Annotated in this window: 18 protein-coding genes; 7 read left to right on the top strand and 11 right to left on the bottom strand. The window is 64.0% G+C overall.

Features of this window, described 5'->3' with window-relative positions:
* The first annotated feature begins 20 nt into the window (after nt 1-20).
* The 6 genes from dapC to LQF09_RS10445 all read left to right on the top strand — a co-directional run bounded on the left by dapC (nt 21) and on the right by LQF09_RS10445 (nt 5999).
* The gene (gene dapC / locus LQF09_RS10470) at nt 21-1214 is read left to right on the top strand and encodes a succinyldiaminopimelate transaminase (protein WP_002932424.1); all 1194 of its coding nucleotides are present in this window, start codon (nt 21-23) and stop codon (nt 1212-1214) included.
* A gap of 14 nt (nt 1215-1228) precedes the next feature.
* The gene (gene dapD, locus LQF09_RS10465) at nt 1229-2050 is read left to right on the top strand and encodes a 2,3,4,5-tetrahydropyridine-2,6-dicarboxylate N-succinyltransferase (RefSeq protein WP_270067923.1); all 822 of its coding nucleotides are present in this window, start codon (nt 1229-1231) and stop codon (nt 2048-2050) included.
* 62 nt (nt 2051-2112) lie between these two features.
* Nucleotides 2113-3291, top strand: coding sequence for a PilT/PilU family type 4a pilus ATPase (locus LQF09_RS10460; RefSeq protein ID WP_002932431.1), 1179 nt, complete (start codon nt 2113-2115; stop codon nt 3289-3291).
* 58 nt (nt 3292-3349) lie between these two features.
* Entirely contained in the window at nt 3350-4498 is a 1149-nt protein-coding gene (gene dapE, locus LQF09_RS10455; RefSeq protein ID WP_002932432.1) for a succinyl-diaminopimelate desuccinylase, read from the top strand.
* Between the two features lie 39 nt (nt 4499-4537).
* Complete coding sequence (gene prmB, locus LQF09_RS10450) at nt 4538-5488, top strand: 50S ribosomal protein L3 N(5)-glutamine methyltransferase (protein ID WP_002932435.1); 951 nt, start codon at nt 4538-4540, stop codon at nt 5486-5488.
* Nucleotides 5489-5540: 52 nt separating this feature from the next.
* Nucleotides 5541-5999, top strand: coding sequence for a response regulator (locus tag LQF09_RS10445; RefSeq protein WP_002932438.1), 459 nt, complete (start codon nt 5541-5543; stop codon nt 5997-5999).
* A gap of 19 nt (nt 6000-6018) precedes the next feature.
* On the opposite strand, the gene iscX is transcribed toward LQF09_RS10445, so the two are convergent.
* From iscX to LQF09_RS10390, 11 genes are all read right to left on the bottom strand, one after another.
* Complete coding sequence (gene iscX / locus LQF09_RS10440) at nt 6019-6213, bottom strand: Fe-S cluster assembly protein IscX (protein WP_002932441.1); 195 nt, start codon at nt 6211-6213, stop codon at nt 6019-6021.
* Between the two features lies 1 nt (nt 6214).
* Complete coding sequence (fdx, locus tag LQF09_RS10435) at nt 6215-6556, bottom strand: ISC system 2Fe-2S type ferredoxin (RefSeq protein WP_002932444.1); 342 nt, start codon at nt 6554-6556, stop codon at nt 6215-6217.
* Nucleotides 6557-6568: 12 nt separating this feature from the next.
* A complete protein-coding gene (hscA, locus tag LQF09_RS10430) occupies nt 6569-8437 on the bottom strand; it encodes a Fe-S protein assembly chaperone HscA (protein ID WP_002932451.1) in 1869 nt (622 codons plus the stop codon).
* Nucleotides 8438-8460: 23 nt separating this feature from the next.
* On the bottom strand, nt 8461-8994 hold the full coding sequence (gene hscB / locus LQF09_RS10425; RefSeq protein ID WP_002937372.1) for a Fe-S protein assembly co-chaperone HscB: 534 nt from the start codon (nt 8992-8994) through the stop codon (nt 8461-8463).
* 10 nt (nt 8995-9004) lie between these two features.
* A complete protein-coding gene (gene iscA, locus LQF09_RS10420) occupies nt 9005-9328 on the bottom strand; it encodes an iron-sulfur cluster assembly protein IscA (RefSeq protein WP_002932457.1) in 324 nt (107 codons plus the stop codon).
* 26 nt (nt 9329-9354) lie between these two features.
* Nucleotides 9355-9738: a Fe-S cluster assembly scaffold IscU gene (gene iscU, locus LQF09_RS10415; RefSeq protein WP_002932459.1), complete on the bottom strand. Its 384-nt coding sequence runs from the start codon at nt 9736-9738 to the stop codon at nt 9355-9357.
* Nucleotides 9739-9838: 100 nt separating this feature from the next.
* Nucleotides 9839-11047 (bottom strand): IscS subfamily cysteine desulfurase, encoded by a 1209-nt coding sequence (locus tag LQF09_RS10410; RefSeq protein WP_002932468.1) that lies wholly within the window; start codon nt 11045-11047, stop codon nt 9839-9841.
* 57 nt (nt 11048-11104) lie between these two features.
* Nucleotides 11105-12268, bottom strand: coding sequence for a cysteine desulfurase family protein (locus LQF09_RS10405; RefSeq protein ID WP_270067922.1), 1164 nt, complete (start codon nt 12266-12268; stop codon nt 11105-11107).
* Nucleotides 12269-12278: 10 nt separating this feature from the next.
* Entirely contained in the window at nt 12279-12761 is a 483-nt protein-coding gene (gene iscR, locus LQF09_RS10400; protein ID WP_037982424.1) for a Fe-S cluster assembly transcriptional regulator IscR, read from the bottom strand.
* 141 nt (nt 12762-12902) lie between these two features.
* Complete coding sequence (gene cysE / locus LQF09_RS10395) at nt 12903-13658, bottom strand: serine O-acetyltransferase (RefSeq protein WP_002932476.1); 756 nt, start codon at nt 13656-13658, stop codon at nt 12903-12905.
* A gap of 149 nt (nt 13659-13807) precedes the next feature.
* Nucleotides 13808-14548: an RNA methyltransferase gene (locus LQF09_RS10390; RefSeq protein ID WP_002932479.1), complete on the bottom strand. Its 741-nt coding sequence runs from the start codon at nt 14546-14548 to the stop codon at nt 13808-13810.
* A 110-nt stretch (nt 14549-14658) separates the two neighbouring features.
* On the opposite strand from LQF09_RS10390, the gene LQF09_RS10385 reads away from it, so the two are divergent.
* Complete coding sequence (locus tag LQF09_RS10385; RefSeq protein WP_002932481.1) at nt 14659-15471, top strand: inositol monophosphatase family protein; 813 nt, start codon at nt 14659-14661, stop codon at nt 15469-15471.
* Nucleotides 15472-15476 lie beyond the last annotated feature (5 nt).

The following is a 15476-nucleotide window of genomic DNA, read 5'->3' as shown; positions in this document are numbered from 1 at the left end:
CGTACCCGATCCGTATCAAAGTGAATCCAAACCTCGCCCGACTGCAGCCCTACCCGTTCGAGAAGCTGCGCGCACTGTTTGCCGGCATCGAGCCACCCGCGCACCTGAAGCCGATCCGCCTGTCGATCGGCGAGCCGCAGCACCCCACCCCCGGCTTCATCCGCCAGACCCTGGCGGACAACCTGGGCGGGCTGTCCAGCTATCCGGCGACGCTGGGCTCGGATGCCCTGCGCGGCGCGATCGCCCACTGGCTCGAGCGCCGTTTCGGGCTGCCGCAGGTCGACCCCGCCACCCAGGTCATACCGGTGGCGGGTACGCGCGAGGCGCTCTTCGCCTTCGCACAGTGCGTGGTCGATGGCAGTCGCCCTGGCGCCAAGGTGCTGTGCCCAAATCCGTTCTATCAGATCTACGAAGGCGCTGCCCTGCTTGCCAACGCCGAGCCACTCTTCATCAATAACCTGCCCGAGAACGGCTTCGGTTCGGACTTCGCGGCGATCGACGACGCGACCTGGCGGGACATCCAGCTCGTCTACGTCTGTTCGCCCGGCAACCCCACCGGTCGCCTGCTCAAGCTCGACGAGTGGAAGACCCTTTTTGAGCTGTCGGACCGTCACGGCTTCGTCATCGCGGCCGACGAATGCTACTCGGAGATCTACTTCGACGACCACGCCAAACCGATCGGCAGCCTGGAAGCCGCATGGCGCCTGGGGCGCACCGACTTCCGCAATATCGTCATGTTCTCCAGCCTGTCCAAGCGCTCCAACGTCCCCGGGATGCGCTCGGGCTTCGTCGCCGGCGATGCGCGCATCCTCAAGAACTTCCTGCTCTACCGGACCTACCACGGTTGCGCCTTGAGCCCCGCGGTCCAGGCCGCCTCGGTGGCAGCATGGAACGATGAGACCCACGTCGAGGAGAACCGCCGTCTCTATCGCGACAAGTTTGCTCGCGTCACGCCCATGCTGCGCCCCTACCTTCCCGTTCAATTGCCCGATGCCGGCTTCTACTACTGGGTACGTACGCCATTGCCGGACACCGAGTTCGCCCGCAGGCTGCAGGCTGAATATAATGTGACGGTCCTGCCCGGCAGCTATCTCGCGCGCGAGGCCCAGGGCGTCAACCCGGGCGCCGGCTTCGTCCGCATTGCGCTGGTGGCCGATACACACGAGTGCGTCGAAGCCGCCGAGCGCATCATCGATTTCTGCAAAACCCTCTGAGAGAGAAACCCCCAATGCACGCTCTGCAACAGATCATCGACGACGCCTTCGAAAACCGCGCCAGCCTTTCGCCCACCTCCGCTCCGGCCGAGATCCGTGACGCGGTCGAGCAGTTGATCGCAGGCCTCGATGCCGGCACCCTGCGCGTGGCCGAGAAAAAGGATGGCCAGTGGGTGGTCAACCAGTGGATCAAGAAGGCGGTGCTCATTTCCTTCCGCCTGCGCGACAACGAAGTGGTGCAGGCCGGCGGCCTCAACTTCTTCGACAAGGTCGCGACCAAGTTTGGCGACTACACGCCGGATCAGTTCCGCGATGGCGGCTTCCGCGTCGTTCCCCCGGCCGTGGCCCGCAAGGGCAGCTTCATCGGCAAGAACGTGGTGCTGATGCCCTCGTACGTGAATATCGGCGCCTACGTCGACGAAGGCACGATGGTCGACACCTGGGCGACCGTCGGTTCGTGCGCGCAGATCGGCAAGAATGTGCACCTGTCTGGCGGCGTCGGTATCGGTGGCGTGCTCGAACCGGTGCAAGCCGGCCCGGTGATCATCGAGGACAACGTTTTCGTAGGCGCCCGCTCCGAGGTCGTGGAAGGCGTCATCATCGAGGAGAACGCCGTGCTGTCGATGGGCGTGTACATCGGCCAGAGCACCAAGATCTATGATCGCGAGACCGGCACCGTCACCTACGGCCGTGTGCCGGCCGGCGCGGTGGTCGTTCCGGGCAGCCTGCCCTCGGCATGCGGCAAGTACAGCCTGTACTGCGCGGTGATCGTCAAGAAGGTGGATGCCCAGACGCGCGCCAAGACTGCCATCAACGAACTGCTGCGCGGAGCGTAAGCCGCACATCGCAGCCGGGGGCTGCGTGCCCCCACGCACAACCTTCGCAGGAGTCCGAAGCCATGATTTTCGACAGCCTTTTCCAGCTCATGGCCGAAAAGAAGGCCTCGGACATCTTCATCACCGCAGGCGCCCCGATCCACATCAAGATCCAGGGCCACACCATGCCGATCAACCAGCAGGTCATGGACCCGCTGATGATCCAGCGCATCATCCAGGAAGCGATCACCCCTTCGCAGATCGCCGCGCTCGAGCGCGACCGGGAACTCAACCTCTCGTTCGGGCGCCGGGACCTGGGCAACTTCCGTATCAACGTCTTCTGGCAGCGCAATTCGATGGCGATCGTCGTGCGTTACATCCAGAGCGACATCCCGGAAGTGCAGTCACTCGGCCTGCCTGCGGTGCTGACCGAGGTGGTGATGGACAAGCGCGGCCTGATCCTCGTGGTCGGCGCCACCGGTTCGGGCAAATCGACCACGCTGGCGTCGATGCTCGACCACCGCAACCGCAACCGCAGTGGCCACATCCTCACGGTCGAGGACCCCATCGAGTACCTGTTCAAGCATCGCAAGTCGGTGGTCAATCAGCGCGAGGTCGGGATCGATACGCTGAGCTGGAACGAAGCTCTGCGCAACGCGATGCGCCAGGCGCCTGACTGCATCCTGATCGGCGAAATTCGCGACCGCGAGACCATGCAGGCCGCCATATCGTACGCACAGACAGGCCACCTATGCCTGGCGACCCTGCACGCGAACAACGCGTACCACGCGCTCAACCGCATCGTGAACTTCTTCCCGATCGAGAACCGCCAGCTCCTTTACCTCGATCTTGCCGTCGCGCTGCGCTGCATCGTCTCCCAGCGCCTCGTGCGCAAGCCTGACGGCAAGCGCGTACCCGCGGTCGAGATCCTGATGAACACGCGCCACATCAGCGAGCTGATCGAGCGCGGCGAGCTCAACGGCATCAAGGAGGCCATGGAGCAATCCCTGGCGCCAAGCTCGCAGACCTTCGAGCAGGCGCTGTACCAGCTCTACACCGAAAAGACGATCACCCTGGAGGAGGCACTCGCCAATGCCGACTCGCCAACCAACCTCCACTGGCTGATCAACAATGCCCAGATCAACGAACCCGAGTCGCCCTCGTTGAAGAGCGCGCGCGAAGGCAAGGCGCTGGACTTCGAGGGCATCAACGAAGAGGGGGCGTCCTTCAAGGAATTCACCCTCGACATGAGCAACAACTGAGCGTCAGGGGCGCGGCATGCCGCGCCACCGCGCCATACTCCCCCAACCGACTCTTCACATGCACGCCAACCATACCCCGACGCTCACCCTCGCCTGCGAGCTCATCGCCCGTCCCTCGGTCACCCCTGAGGACGCCGGCTGCCTCGACCTCATCTCCGCACGCCTGCAGGCGCAGGGTTTTACCTGCGAACGCATCGACACCGGTGGCGTGTCGAACCTGTGGGCGCGCCGCGGCAGCCAGGCACCGGTGCTATGCCTCGCCGGCCACACCGACGTGGTGCCGCCCGGCCCTGCCGCAGCCTGGGATACGCCCCCGTTCGAGCCGAACCTGCGCGACGGCCTTCTTTACGGGCGTGGCGCTGCGGACATGAAGACCTCGCTCGCTGCTTTCGTAACCGCAATCGAACGCTTCGTCAGCGCCTGCCCTGATCATGAAGGCAGCATCGCGCTGCTGCTGACCTCGGACGAGGAAGGGGTCGCCACCCATGGCACGGTCAAGGTGGTGGAGGCATTGGCAGCCCGCGGCGAGCGCATCGACTACTGCATCGTCGGGGAGCCGACCTCGGTCAGTACGCTTGGCGACATGATCAAGAACGGCCGCCGTGGTTCGCTCTCGGGCACGCTTCGCGTCAAGGGGCTGCAAGGGCATGTAGCCTACCCGCAGCTCGCACGCAATCCCATTCACCTCTTCGCCCCGGCACTGGCCGAACTCGCCGCCATCCGCTGGGATGAGGGCAACGAGTTCTTCCCGCCGACCACCTGGCAGGTGTCGAACATCCACGCCGGCACGGGTGCCAACAACGTCATTCCGGGCGTGTGCGAGGTGCTGTTCAACTTCCGCTTCGGCTCGGTGTCGACTGCGGATGATCTCAAGCGTCGCACCTGCGAGATCCTCGACCGCCATCGCCTCGACTACGAGATCGACTGGCATCTGTCCGGCAAGCCCTTCATCACTGGCCGAGGGCAGTTGGTAAGGGCACTGTCGGCTGCCATCCACGACACCGTCGGCGTCACCACCGAGCTGTCGACCACCGGCGGCACGTCGGACGGCCGCTTCATTGCCGATATCTGCCCGGAGGTGGTCGAGTTCGGGCCAGTCAACGCCACCATTCACAAGATCAATGAGTGCGTCGCCATTGACGCAGTCGAACCGTTGTCCGCGATCTACGAACGCACGCTTGCTGCCCTGCTCCAGCCCGCGGGCTGACTCCTATCGGGCACGACCAACCTCTTCGCCGGAAAAACCATGCAAGACAATCACTTCGAGCAAGCGCAGGACGAACATGATCATGAGCACGACCATGGCCACGAACATGGACCGCTCGCCGAGCTGGTCACCGTGCGCGACTGGCTGCGCTATGCCGTGACGCGCTTCAACCGTGCCGGCATCTTCTGCGGCCATGGCGTTTCCGACACCTACGACGAGGCGGTCTGGCTCATCCTCGGCACGCTCGCGCTACCGCTGAACAGGCTCGAACCCTTTCTCGATGCGTGCATACCGAGCGAGGAGCGCGTTTCAGTGCTCGAAGCCATCGAACAACGCGCGGACGAGCGCATCCCCACGGCTTACATTCTTGGCGAAGCCTGGCTGGGTGACTTCCGTTTCACCGTCGATCCGCGCGTCATCGTGCCGCGTTCATTCTTTGCCGAGTTGCTTGAAGATGGGCTCGCCCCCTGGATCGAGGAGCCCGAAGCGGTGCACAGCGCACTCGACATGTGCACCGGATCGGCGTGCCTGGCCATCCTGATGGCTCATGCATTCCCCAACGCGGACATCACCGGGGCGGACCTGTCCGAGGATGCGCTTGAACTGGCGCATCTGAACGTGAACGACTATGGTCTGAGCGAGAGGGTCGAGCTTGTCCATAGCGACGTGTTCTCCGGACTTGAAGGTCGCAGCTTCGATCTGATCCTGAGCAATCCACCTTACGTCACGGCCGAATCGATGGACGAACTGCCTGCGGAGTATCTCCACGAGCCGCAGATGGCCCTCGCCGCGGGCGAAGACGGGCTGGATGTCGTGCGTACCCTGCTCGCTCAGGCACGCGATCACCTCAATCCGAATGGCATCCTCGCTGTAGAAGTCGGGCATAATCGCCACCTCGTCGAAGACGCCTTCCCCGACCTGCCCTTTACCTGGCTGTCGACCGCTGGCGGGGATGACTCGATCTTCCTGCTTCGCAGGGAGGACCTCTAGATCGCCTTGCCCGGTTCGAGATCGGGCGGGCACGAGCCACAAGGAATCCAACATGGCAACTGCGCGCCCCATCCTGCTTGTCGAAGACAACCCCGACGACGAGACCCTGACCTTGCGCGCATTGGGTAAGAACCAGATAGAGGCGCCTGTCGTGGTCGCACACGATGGCGTCGAGGCCGTGGATTACCTTTTCGGTCTCGAGGCCAATGGCAGCCGCCACGCGAATCCGCTGCCCGTCGTCGTCCTCCTTGACCTGAAGCTTCCCCGCATCGACGGGCTGGAGGTGCTGCGCCGGATCCGCGCCGACGAGCGCACAGCCACCCTGCCAGTGGTCGTGCTGACCACCTCCTGTGAGAGCCTGGACCTGCGCCAGGCCTATAGCCTGGGCGCCAACAGCTACATCCGCAAACCCGTGGATTTCGAACGCTTCGAGCGCGCCATCGGCCTCATTGGCCATTACTGGCTGGACCTGAACGAGACCACTGACAGCGCGGCACGCAGCGCCTACTGAGGCGCTGTCGCGCGCGCACTCAAGCGAGCTCGTCGATCCAGGCCTGCTGAATGCCTTCGAGGATGCGCTCGCCACAGCGCTTGGGGTCGTCGTCGAACTCCGGCAAGGCCAGCACCCAGTTCATCAGATCGACGAAGTTCACCCGCGTCGGGTCAACATCGGGGTGTGCGTCGGCAAGCTGAATGGCGATTTCTTCCACCTCGGTCCACTTCATGTCAGTGCTTTCCTTCGCGAGCCATGTTGATCGTATAGCGGGGAATCTCGACCACGAGCGCAGCCTCGCCGACCACGGCCTGACATGACAGGCGGGATTGCGGCTCGAGTCCCCAGGCCTTGTCGAGCAGGTCCTCCTCGTCCTCGGTTGCCTCGTTCAGCGATTCGAAGCCCTCGCGCACGATGACATGACAGGTCGTGCAAGCACAGGACTTCTCGCACGCGTGCTCGATGTCGATACCGTGCTCCAGCAGGCTGTCGCAAACGGTTGTGCCGGGAGTCGCTTCGATCACACTGCCGTCGGGGCAGAGTTCGACGTGAGGTAGGACGATGATCTGGGTCATGATGTGTTCGGATCAGAGTTCGAGTTCGTCGACCTTGTGGCCGGCGAGCGCAGTGCGGATGCTGTTGTCCATGCGGCGTGCAGCAAAGTCGTCGGTGGCGCGCGCGAGAGCGTCGATGCTCGCCTTGATCGCACGATGGTCGTCGCCGGCAAGCAAGGCGCGCAGGTTAACGATCGCGGTCAGGATGGCGTCACGTTCGTGCACTGCCAGCAGTCCGCCATCCTTGTCCAGCGCGTGTTCGGTCGCCTCGATCACACGCTCTGCCTCGACCTGTTGCTCGCGCAGCGCGCGCGCGCGCATGTCTTCGCCAGCGTGCTCGACACCCGATCTCAGCATGCCGGCGATCTCCTCGTCGGACAGCCCATAGGATGGCTTGACGAGTACGCTTGCCTCGACGCCCGAGGACATCTCGCGCGCGGACACCGACAGCAGACCATCCGCATCAACCTGGAAGCTGACACGAATACGGGCTGCGCCCGCCACCATCGGTGGAATGCCGCGCAGTTCGAAGCGAGCGAGCGAGCGGCAGTCGGCGACGAGCTCGCGCTCGCCCTGGACGACATGGAAAGCCATCGCGGTCTGGCCATCCTTGAAGGTGGTGAATTCCTGCGCGCGAGCGCTGGGGAGCGTCGAATTGCGCGGAATGACCTTCTCGACCAGCCCTCCCATGGTCTCCAGACCGAGCGAAAGAGGAATGACATCGAGCAGCAACCAGTCGTCCTCCGCCGCACGGTTGCCGGCAAGTACGTTCGCCTGCATCGCGGCGCCCAGCGCGACAACCTTGTCGGGGTCCAGATTGGTGAGCGGCTCCTGGCCGAAGTAGCGCGCCACGGCACGCTGGATGTGGGGCATGCGGGTGGCGCCGCCGACCATGACCACGCCCTTGACTTCGTCCGGAGCGAGCCCCGCGTCACGCAAGGCCTTGCGCACCGGGCCCAAGGTCTTCTGCACGAGGGGCTGGGTCATTTCCGCGAACTCGTCGCGGCTGACGACAAGATCCACCTCCTCGCCCGAGGCCAGCCTGACGTGGACGGGTGCCTGCTCGCAGGCGGTGAGAAGCTCCTTCGCCTCGCGCGCCTTCATCTGCAGACGACGTGCATCCTCGAGCGAAGGCGGCGAGATGCGCGCCTTGTCGAGAATCCAGCAGAACAGTCGGTGGTCGAAGTCATCGCCGCCCAGGGCCGCATCGCCATTGGTCGACAACACCTCGAAGACGCCGCGCGAGAGCTTGAGGATGGACAGGTCGAATGTGCCGCCGCCGAGGTCATAGACCGCATAGACGCCCTCGGCAGCATTGTCCAGGCCATATGCGACTGCCGCGGCGGTGGGCTCGTTGAGCAGGCGCAACACGTCGATCCCGGCCAGGCGCGCAGCATCCTTGGTCGCCTGGCGCTGTGCATCGTCGAAATAGGCCGGCACCGTGATGACCGCCCCTACGAGCGGCCCGCCAAGGCTGGCCTCAGCACGCTCGCGCAACCGACGCAGGATCTCGGCCGAAACCTCGACCGGGCTCTTGACGCCTTGCACGGTCCTCAGGCGCACCATGCCGGGGCTGTCCTCGAAGTCGTAAGGCATGGCTTCGATGTGTGCAACATCCTTGAGACCACGACCCATGAAGCGCTTGACCGAGACGATCGTGTTACGAGGATCGACCGCCTGGGCTTCGAGCGCAGCCCGGCCGACCTCAAGACTGCCGTCGCTGCGGTAACGGACCGCCGAAGGCAGCATCGTCCGCCCACTCTCATCGGGCAGGCACACGGCAATCCCGTTACGGACGGTCGCAACGAGCGAATTGGTGGTACCGAGGTCGATGCCTACCGCGAGCCGGTGCTTGTGCGGCTCGGGAGACATGCCGGGTTCAGCGATCTGCAACAGGGCCATCAGCTAGTTTCCGTGCGTTCTTTTCAGTTCTCGAGGGCGATCAGCGCCTCGTCGATTTCTTGCTGGAGCTTGTCGATGAACATGAGCCGGCGCACGGTGTCGGCCGCTCCTTCGAAGTCGTGATCGTCGTCGAGTTGTTGGGCGAGTTGCGCGCGCACTTCGCGCGCATGGGCGAGCAGGCGCCGATGCAAGTCCTCGAGTTCGCTGATCTCGGCGGCCGCCCGCGCCTCCTCCACCGCCTCGCGCCACTCCATCTGCTCCATCAGGAACGCCGGCGACATGGCGGTATTGGTCTCGAGCGCCGTATCGACGCCAGCCAGCTCAAGCAGGTACTGAGCGCGTGCGAGCGGCTTGCGCAAAGTGCGGAAGCCCTCGTTCACCCGCGTCGCCCACTGCATGGACAGCCGTTTCTCGAGATCGGACAGGTGGGCGTGGCGATCAGGGTGCACCTGAGCCTGCAGGCCATGCCACGCCTGCTCGAGCGCGGTTTCGTCGAGCTTGAAACGGCGCGGCAGGCCGAACAGGGCGAAAAAGTCCTGCGTAAGGTCGATGCTCATCGTGTGCGGCTCAGACGTTGAAGCTCTCGCCGCAGCCGCACTGGTCCTTGACGTTCGGGTTGTTGAACTTGAAGCCTTCGTTGAGCCCTTCCTTCACGAAGTCCAGTTCGGTGCCTTCAAGATAGGCCAGGCTCTTGGGGTCGACCACAACCTTGACGCCATGGCTCTCGAAGACGAGGTCCTCGTCCTCGGTACCGTCGACAAACTCAAGCTTGTAGGCCATGCCCGAGCAGCCGGAGGTCTTCACGCCGAGCCGGATGCCGACACCCTTGCCACGCTTGGCAATGAAGTTCGACACGTGACGAGCAGCGGATTCTGACAGCGTTACGCCCATGGTTCCTCCTGTGTTCGTAAACAAGCTCAGGCTTCGTGCTTCTTCTTGTAGTCGGCAACCGCCGCCTTGATCGCATCCTCAGCGAGGATGGAGCAATGGATCTTGACCGGCGGCAGGGCGAGCTCTTCGGCAATCTCGGTGTTCTTGATCTCGAGCGCCTGGTCCAGCGTCTTGCCCTTGACCCACTCGGTCACCAGCGAACTCGACGCAATTGCCGAGCCGCAGCCGTATGTCTTGAACTTGGCGTCCTCGATGACGCCGTCCTTGCCGACCTTGATCTGCAGCTTCATCACGTCGCCACAGGCCGGCGCGCCCACCATGCCGGTGGCCACGCCCTCCTCGTCCTTGCCGAAGGAGCCGACATTGCGGGGGTTTTCGTAGTGGTCGAGGACCTTTTCACTGTAGGCCATGTTCTTTCTCCGTCAGGGGATATCTACTTTATTCCGACCGCGGCCATCTGCCGCGGCGCTTTCGAGTTTCAGCTTCGTTCGAGCCGTGTTCGCAGCGATCTCAGTGCGCGGCCCACTGCACGGTGTCGAGGTCAACGCCATCCTTGTACATCTCCCACAGCGGCGACAGCTCGCGCAGCTTGCCGATCTTGCGACGCAGCAGGTCGATGGTGTAGTCCACTTCTTCTTCCGTGGTGAAGCGCCCGATCGAGAAACGAATGGAACTGTGGGCAAGCTCGTCATTGCGCCCCAATGCGCGCAGCACGTAGGAGGGCTCCAGGCTCGCCGAGGTGCAGGCCGAACCCGAGGACACGGCGATCTCCTTGATGGCCATGATCAGCGACTCGCCCTCGACGTAGGCGAAGGAAATATTGAGGTTGTGCGGAACGCGCTGCTCGAGGTCGCCGTTGACATAGGTTGCCTCGATGTCTGTGAGCCCGGCCAGCAACTTGTCGCGCAAGCGGCGGATGCGCTCGTTCTCCACACCCATCTCCTCGCGCGCAAGACGGAAGGCTTCGCCCATGCCGACGATCTGATGCGTGGCCAGGGTACCCGAGCGCAGGCCGCGCTCATGGCCGCCGCCGTGCATCTGCGCCTCCAGGCGCACACGCGGCTTGCGCCGCACATACAGCGCGCCAATGCCCTTGGGACCGTAAGTCTTGTGGGCACTGAAGCTCATCAAGTCCACCTTGAGCGCAGCAAGGTCGATCCCGATCTTGCCCGTCGCCTGCGCCGCGTCCACATGGAAGACGATACCCTTCTCGCGGCACAGCTCACCGATCTCCGCGATCGGCTGGATGACACCGACCTCGTTGTTCACAAACATCACCGAGATCAGAATGGTGTCGGGACGAATCGCAGCCTTGAGGGCCTCCAGATCGACAAGGCCATTCTCCTGCACGTCGAGATAAGTCGCCTCGAAGCCTTCGCGCTCGAGTTCGCGCACGGTGTCGAGCACTGCCTTGTGTTCGGTCTTGAGGGTGATGACGTGCTTGCCCTTGCCCTTGTAGAAGTGCGCAGCACCCTTGATGGCCAGGTTGTTCGACTCCGTCGCACCCGAGGTCCAGATGATCTCCTTGGGGTCGGCATTGACCAGCGCGGCGACCTGCTCGCGCGCCGTCTCGACGGCCTCCTCCGCAGCCCAGCCGTAGGCGTGGGAGCGGCTGGCCGGGTTGCCGAAGTGCTCGGTAAGCCAGGGAATCATCTTTTCCGCCACTCGGGGATCCACCGGGGTCGTGGCCGAGTAGTCGAGGTAGATCGGGAACTTCATTCAGTCTCTCCGCAGAGTCGTTGTTCGAGTATTGGGTGTCGTGCCGGGCAGTCGCGGTCAGGCTGCAACCGAGGCCAGATTCCTGAGATTGTCGGTCACACCTGCAAGCGCGGCCAGGAATGCGCGCACCTGCTCCGCCGTCGTGTCGCGACCGAGGCTGATGCGCACCGCCGCTCGCGCCAGGCCGCGCTCCACACCCATCGCCAACAGTGTGTGAGAGGGCTCGGGATTGGCGCTCGAGCAGGCCGAACCGCTTGCGCAGGCAAAGCCCGCACGATCGAGCTTGGCAACCAGGGTTTCGCCGTCGATCTGACCGATGGCAAAGAAAACGGTATTCGGCAGCCTCGGGGCCTGAGCCGAGAAGATCGATGCACCGCACTGCAGCAGCCCACGCTCGAGTTCTTCACGCAGCGCGCCAAGCCGCTGCGCTTCTTGCGCCTGGGCCGCCCGCGCACGCTCACAGGCCACTCCGAAGCCCACGATCGCGGCCACGTTTTCGGTGCCCGAGCGCAATCCGCGCTCCTGGCCGCCGCCTGCGATCAGGGGCGTGAGCTCGACCCGCTTGTCGACGATCAAGGCTCCCGCCCCGAGCGGGCCGCCGATCTTGTGCGCCGACAGGCTCAGCGCATGCACGCCGAGCGTGCGGAAATCGACTTCAAGCTTGCCCACGGCCTGTACCGCATCGGTATGAACCCATGCGCCCACCGTGCGGGCCTGCGCAGCAATGCGTGCAAGGTCCTGCACGACGCCGGTCTCGTTGTTGGCCATCATCACCGAGACAAGGCGCGGCCGCTCTGCCAGCACTGCTTGCCAGGAGGCTTCATCGACCAGCCCCTGCGCATCCACGCCGATCTCGCGCAGCGCCCATCCACCACGCTGCAACTGGCGAGCTGGCTCGCGTACGCAAGGGTGCTCGATGGCACTGATCGCAAGCAGCGCCGGCTTGAACACCCCCGCCGCGCCCTTGAGGAAGAGGTTGTTGGCTTCCGAGCCACCGCTGGTAAAGACCACCTCGGTAGCATGCGCACCGACCGCCGATGCCACGCGCACCCGCGCCTCGTCTATCGCGGCGCGCGCCTGGCGGCCGTACTCATGCCGGCTCGATGCATTGCCGAAGCGCGCCTGCTCACCCACACCCAGCCAGGGCAGCATCGCCTCGCGCACGACCTCGTCGAGCGGCGTGGTGGCGTTCCAGTCGAGATAGACCGGTGCGAAACTCATCGACGAACTCTCAGGCAACCGCGCTTGCATGCAGCGCAAGCGTAGCGCGACGGCGGATGTTCTTGAGCACTGCCATGTCGGCATCAGGGCGCACCTGACGATTCACCAAGGCCTCGAGCGTGACCGAGTCGAGATAGGCGTACATGCGCTTATTGAGGTTGGCCCACAGGTCGTGCGTCATGCAGCGATGCGCATCATGGCAATTTTCCTTGCCGCCACACTGGGTGGCATCGAGCGGCTCGTCCACGGCGATGATGATGTCGGCCACGGTAATGGCGTCCATCTCGCGCGCAAGCCGGTAGCCGCCACCGGGGCCGCGGACGCTACTGACGATCTGATGCCGGCGCAGCTTGCCGAACAACTGCTCGAGGTAGGAAAGCGAGATGTGCTGACGCTCTGCGATTCCGGCGAGCGTAACCGGCCCCTCGGCCTGGCGCGAGGCCAGATCGATCATCGCCGTCACGGCGAAACGTCCCTTGGTCGTCAATCTCATGTCGGCTCCTGGATGTCCAACGGCCCCGCTGCGACTGCATGAATGCCGCGCACTGCGAATACCTTAACGTTTCGGTCGACTATACGTATCCCGACAAAAACGGTCAACTACTCGCCAGCCAGGCTACGAGGCCTTGTACGCTCAGTCCACCATCCTCGACAAACGGCTCGCGTCGAAGTCATCGGCCCGCTCGACCGCTTCGTCAAGTTTCACCCCGGCCGCCTCCAGCCTGGCGATGATGGCCTGCAGGCGCCTGTCGGTCTCCACCGAGTGATCCAGCAACCCGTGCAGCGCCTTGGACACTGGATCATCCATGTCGCGCGTCACGCCGTAGGCACTGAAACCCATCTGCTCGGCCTTGTTCTCGCGCGCGGCATCACGCTCGGGATCGATCAGGCGCGCAGGATTGCCCACTGCCGTCACGCCCGCCGGAACGGGCTTGACGACTACTGCGTTGGAGCCGACCTTGGCACCATCACCCACGGTAAAACCGCCAAGCACTTTTGCACCGGCGCCGATCACGACGCCCTTGCCAAGCGTCGGGTGACGCTTGGCGCCGCGGTAGAGCGAGGTTCCGCCCAAGGTCACGCCCTGGTAGATCGTGCAGTCGTCACCGATCTCCGCCGTCTCGCCGATCACCACACCCATGCCGTGATCAATGAAGACGCGACGCCCGATCACGGCCCCGGGATGAATCTCGATACCGGTCAGAAATCGCCCGATGTGGCTGATGAAGCGCCCCAGCCAATGCCATTCCCGCGTCCACGCGGCGTGCGCAAGGCGATGGAACATCAACGCATGGATGCCCGGATAACACGTAAGCACCTCCAAGGTCGAACGCGCGGCGGGGTCGCGCTCACGGACACTGGCGAGGTCTTCACGCAGGCGGCTGAACATTTTCGAGAAACACTCCGGATAGGATTGCGGCCGGGAAGGCACGGAACCAATTCCCGACTATTTTAATCGACTTTAGGCGATGAATTCAAAGCCCGGTCATCCGGGGCGAGTTGCGACGCCTGGACAGGCGCACGCGACTGAGCCCAAGCCTAGCCACGTCGCCGGGGTTGCTCGAAGGTCGTCAGCATCCCGCGCAGGATGGCCACCTCTTCACGCTCGAGACGGACGCGATTGAACAGGCGGCGGATGCGCGGCAGCAGGCGCTTGGGGTTGGCCGGGTCATGAAAGCCGCTTGCCGTCACCGCGCGCTCGAGGTGGGCCATGAAGCCCTCGAAATCGGCGTGGGTTGCGGGCTCGCCAAAGGTGTCGGGCTCAAGCACGGTCTCGGCACCGATCGCCGCCATTCTCAACTCATACGCCAGCACCTGTACCGCGGCCCCCAGGTTCAACGAAGAGAAGTCGGGATTGGTGGGAATGGTCACCGGCAGGCTGCACAACCCCACCTCCTCGTTGGTCAGGCCACTGGTCTCGTTCCCAAAGACGAGCGCCACCGGTCCGTCGGCGCAGCGCCCGACGATTTCAAGCGCCGCGTCGCGAGCCTGCATGCGCGGCAAGGACAGCTCCCGCCGACGCGCGGTGAGCGCTGCCGAGAAGACGGTGTCGGCAAGTGCGTCCTGCAAGCAGTCCACTACCCGCGCCGTCGCCAGGATGTCGCCGGCGCCGGATGCGCGCGCGCTGGCGACCTCGTCGGGAAAGGACTCCGGCGCCACCAGCCACAACTCGTGCAAGCCCATCACTTTCATCGCACGGGCGGCGGCACCGATGTTTCCGGGGTGCGTGGTGCGCGACAACACGATACGGATGCGGTCAAGCGCAAGTGGGCGATTCATATTAAAATTCTGTGTTTTCCGAGTTCTGCCGGTCAGCCCGACTGACGCGGCGCGCGCCAGACGCGCTACCGCACTGAAGGCCCCGCATTCTTTAACCGAGACCGCTTCGCATGCATCCCACCCTGAACATCGCCGTCAAGGCTGCCCGTCGCGCAGCGACCGTCATCAATCGCGCCTCGACCCAGCTCGAACTGCTGGCAGTGCAGTCCAAGTCGCCGAACGACTTCGTTACCGAGGTCGACCACGCTGCCGAAAAAGCCATCATCGAGGTGCTGCGCGACGCCTTTCCAGGGCACGGGATTCTAGCAGAGGAGTCGGGTGAGTCCGGCCCCCTCAATGGTCAGGAGAGCGAGTTCAACTGGATCATCGATCCGCTCGACGGCACGACCAACTTCATCCATGGCTTCCCGCAATACGCGGTGTCGATCGCACAGACAAAAAACGGCGTGCTCGAACACGCAGTGATCTACGACCCGAACACCAACGAGATGTTCACTGCCTCGCGCGGCAGCGGCGCCTTCCTCAACGATCGCCGCATTCGCGTGTCGCGACGTGCGCGCCTCAATGAAGCACTCATCGGCACGGGCTTCCCGTTCCGCAAGTTCGACCAGATCGACGCCTACCTGGCGATGTTCAAGGAGCTTACCCAGAAGACAGCGGGTATCCGCCGCCCGGGCGCAGCTGCGCTCGACCTCGCCTATGTCGCCGCCGGACGTCTGGACGGCTTCTGGGAGATGGGCCTGTCGCCGTGGGACATGGCAGCCGGCGCGCTGATCATCCAGGAAGCTGGCGGCCTGGTCTCGGACCTCTCGGGCGAAGGCAACTTCCTCACCACCGGCAACGTCGTCGCCGGCACACCGAAGATCTTCGGCCAGCTGCTGCCGATCATCCAGGCCTACCGACCGGCCAGCATGCAGGCCTGAGGTTT

The sequence above is a fragment of the Thauera sp. WB-2 genome, assembly GCF_027594845.1.
Classification (GTDB): Bacteria; Pseudomonadota; Gammaproteobacteria; order Burkholderiales; family Rhodocyclaceae; genus Thauera; species Thauera mechernichensis.
The sequence above is the reverse complement of the archived record's forward strand: the minus strand, read 5'-3'. Positions and strand labels throughout refer to the sequence as shown.

What these genes read in the sequence shown, in the direction of transcription:
- dapD (WP_270067923.1), top strand. Translation starts at nt 1,229, where the DNA reads ATGCACGCTCTGCAACAGATCATCGACGACGCCTTCGAAAACCGCGCC.
- LQF09_RS10460 (WP_002932431.1), top strand. Translation starts at nt 2,113, where the DNA reads ATGATTTTCGACAGCCTTTTCCAGCTCATGGCCGAAAAGAAGGCCTCG.
- dapE (WP_002932432.1), top strand. Translation starts at nt 3,350, where the DNA reads ATGCACGCCAACCATACCCCGACGCTCACCCTCGCCTGCGAGCTCATC.
- prmB (WP_002932435.1), top strand. Translation starts at nt 4,538, where the DNA reads ATGCAAGACAATCACTTCGAGCAAGCGCAGGACGAACATGATCATGAG.
- LQF09_RS10445 (WP_002932438.1), top strand. Translation starts at nt 5,541, where the DNA reads ATGGCAACTGCGCGCCCCATCCTGCTTGTCGAAGACAACCCCGACGAC.
- iscX (WP_002932441.1), bottom strand. Translation starts at nt 6,213, where the DNA reads ATGAAGTGGACCGAGGTGGAAGAAATCGCCATTCAGCTTGCCGACGCA.
- fdx (WP_002932444.1), bottom strand. Translation starts at nt 6,556, where the DNA reads ATGACCCAGATCATCGTCCTACCTCACGTCGAACTCTGCCCCGACGGC.
- hscA (WP_002932451.1), bottom strand. Translation starts at nt 8,437, where the DNA reads ATGGCCCTGTTGCAGATCGCTGAACCCGGCATGTCTCCCGAGCCGCAC.
- hscB (WP_002937372.1), bottom strand. Translation starts at nt 8,994, where the DNA reads ATGAGCATCGACCTTACGCAGGACTTTTTCGCCCTGTTCGGCCTGCCG.
- iscA (WP_002932457.1), bottom strand. Translation starts at nt 9,328, where the DNA reads ATGGGCGTAACGCTGTCAGAATCCGCTGCTCGTCACGTGTCGAACTTC.
- iscU (WP_002932459.1), bottom strand. Translation starts at nt 9,738, where the DNA reads ATGGCCTACAGTGAAAAGGTCCTCGACCACTACGAAAACCCCCGCAAT.
- LQF09_RS10410 (WP_002932468.1), bottom strand. Translation starts at nt 11,047, where the DNA reads ATGAAGTTCCCGATCTACCTCGACTACTCGGCCACGACCCCGGTGGAT.
- LQF09_RS10405 (WP_270067922.1), bottom strand. Translation starts at nt 12,268, where the DNA reads ATGAGTTTCGCACCGGTCTATCTCGACTGGAACGCCACCACGCCGCTC.
- iscR (WP_037982424.1), bottom strand. Translation starts at nt 12,761, where the DNA reads ATGAGATTGACGACCAAGGGACGTTTCGCCGTGACGGCGATGATCGAT.
- cysE (WP_002932476.1), bottom strand. Translation starts at nt 13,658, where the DNA reads ATGTTCAGCCGCCTGCGTGAAGACCTCGCCAGTGTCCGTGAGCGCGAC.
- LQF09_RS10390 (WP_002932479.1), bottom strand. Translation starts at nt 14,548, where the DNA reads ATGAATCGCCCACTTGCGCTTGACCGCATCCGTATCGTGTTGTCGCGC.
- LQF09_RS10385 (WP_002932481.1), top strand. Translation starts at nt 14,659, where the DNA reads ATGCATCCCACCCTGAACATCGCCGTCAAGGCTGCCCGTCGCGCAGCG.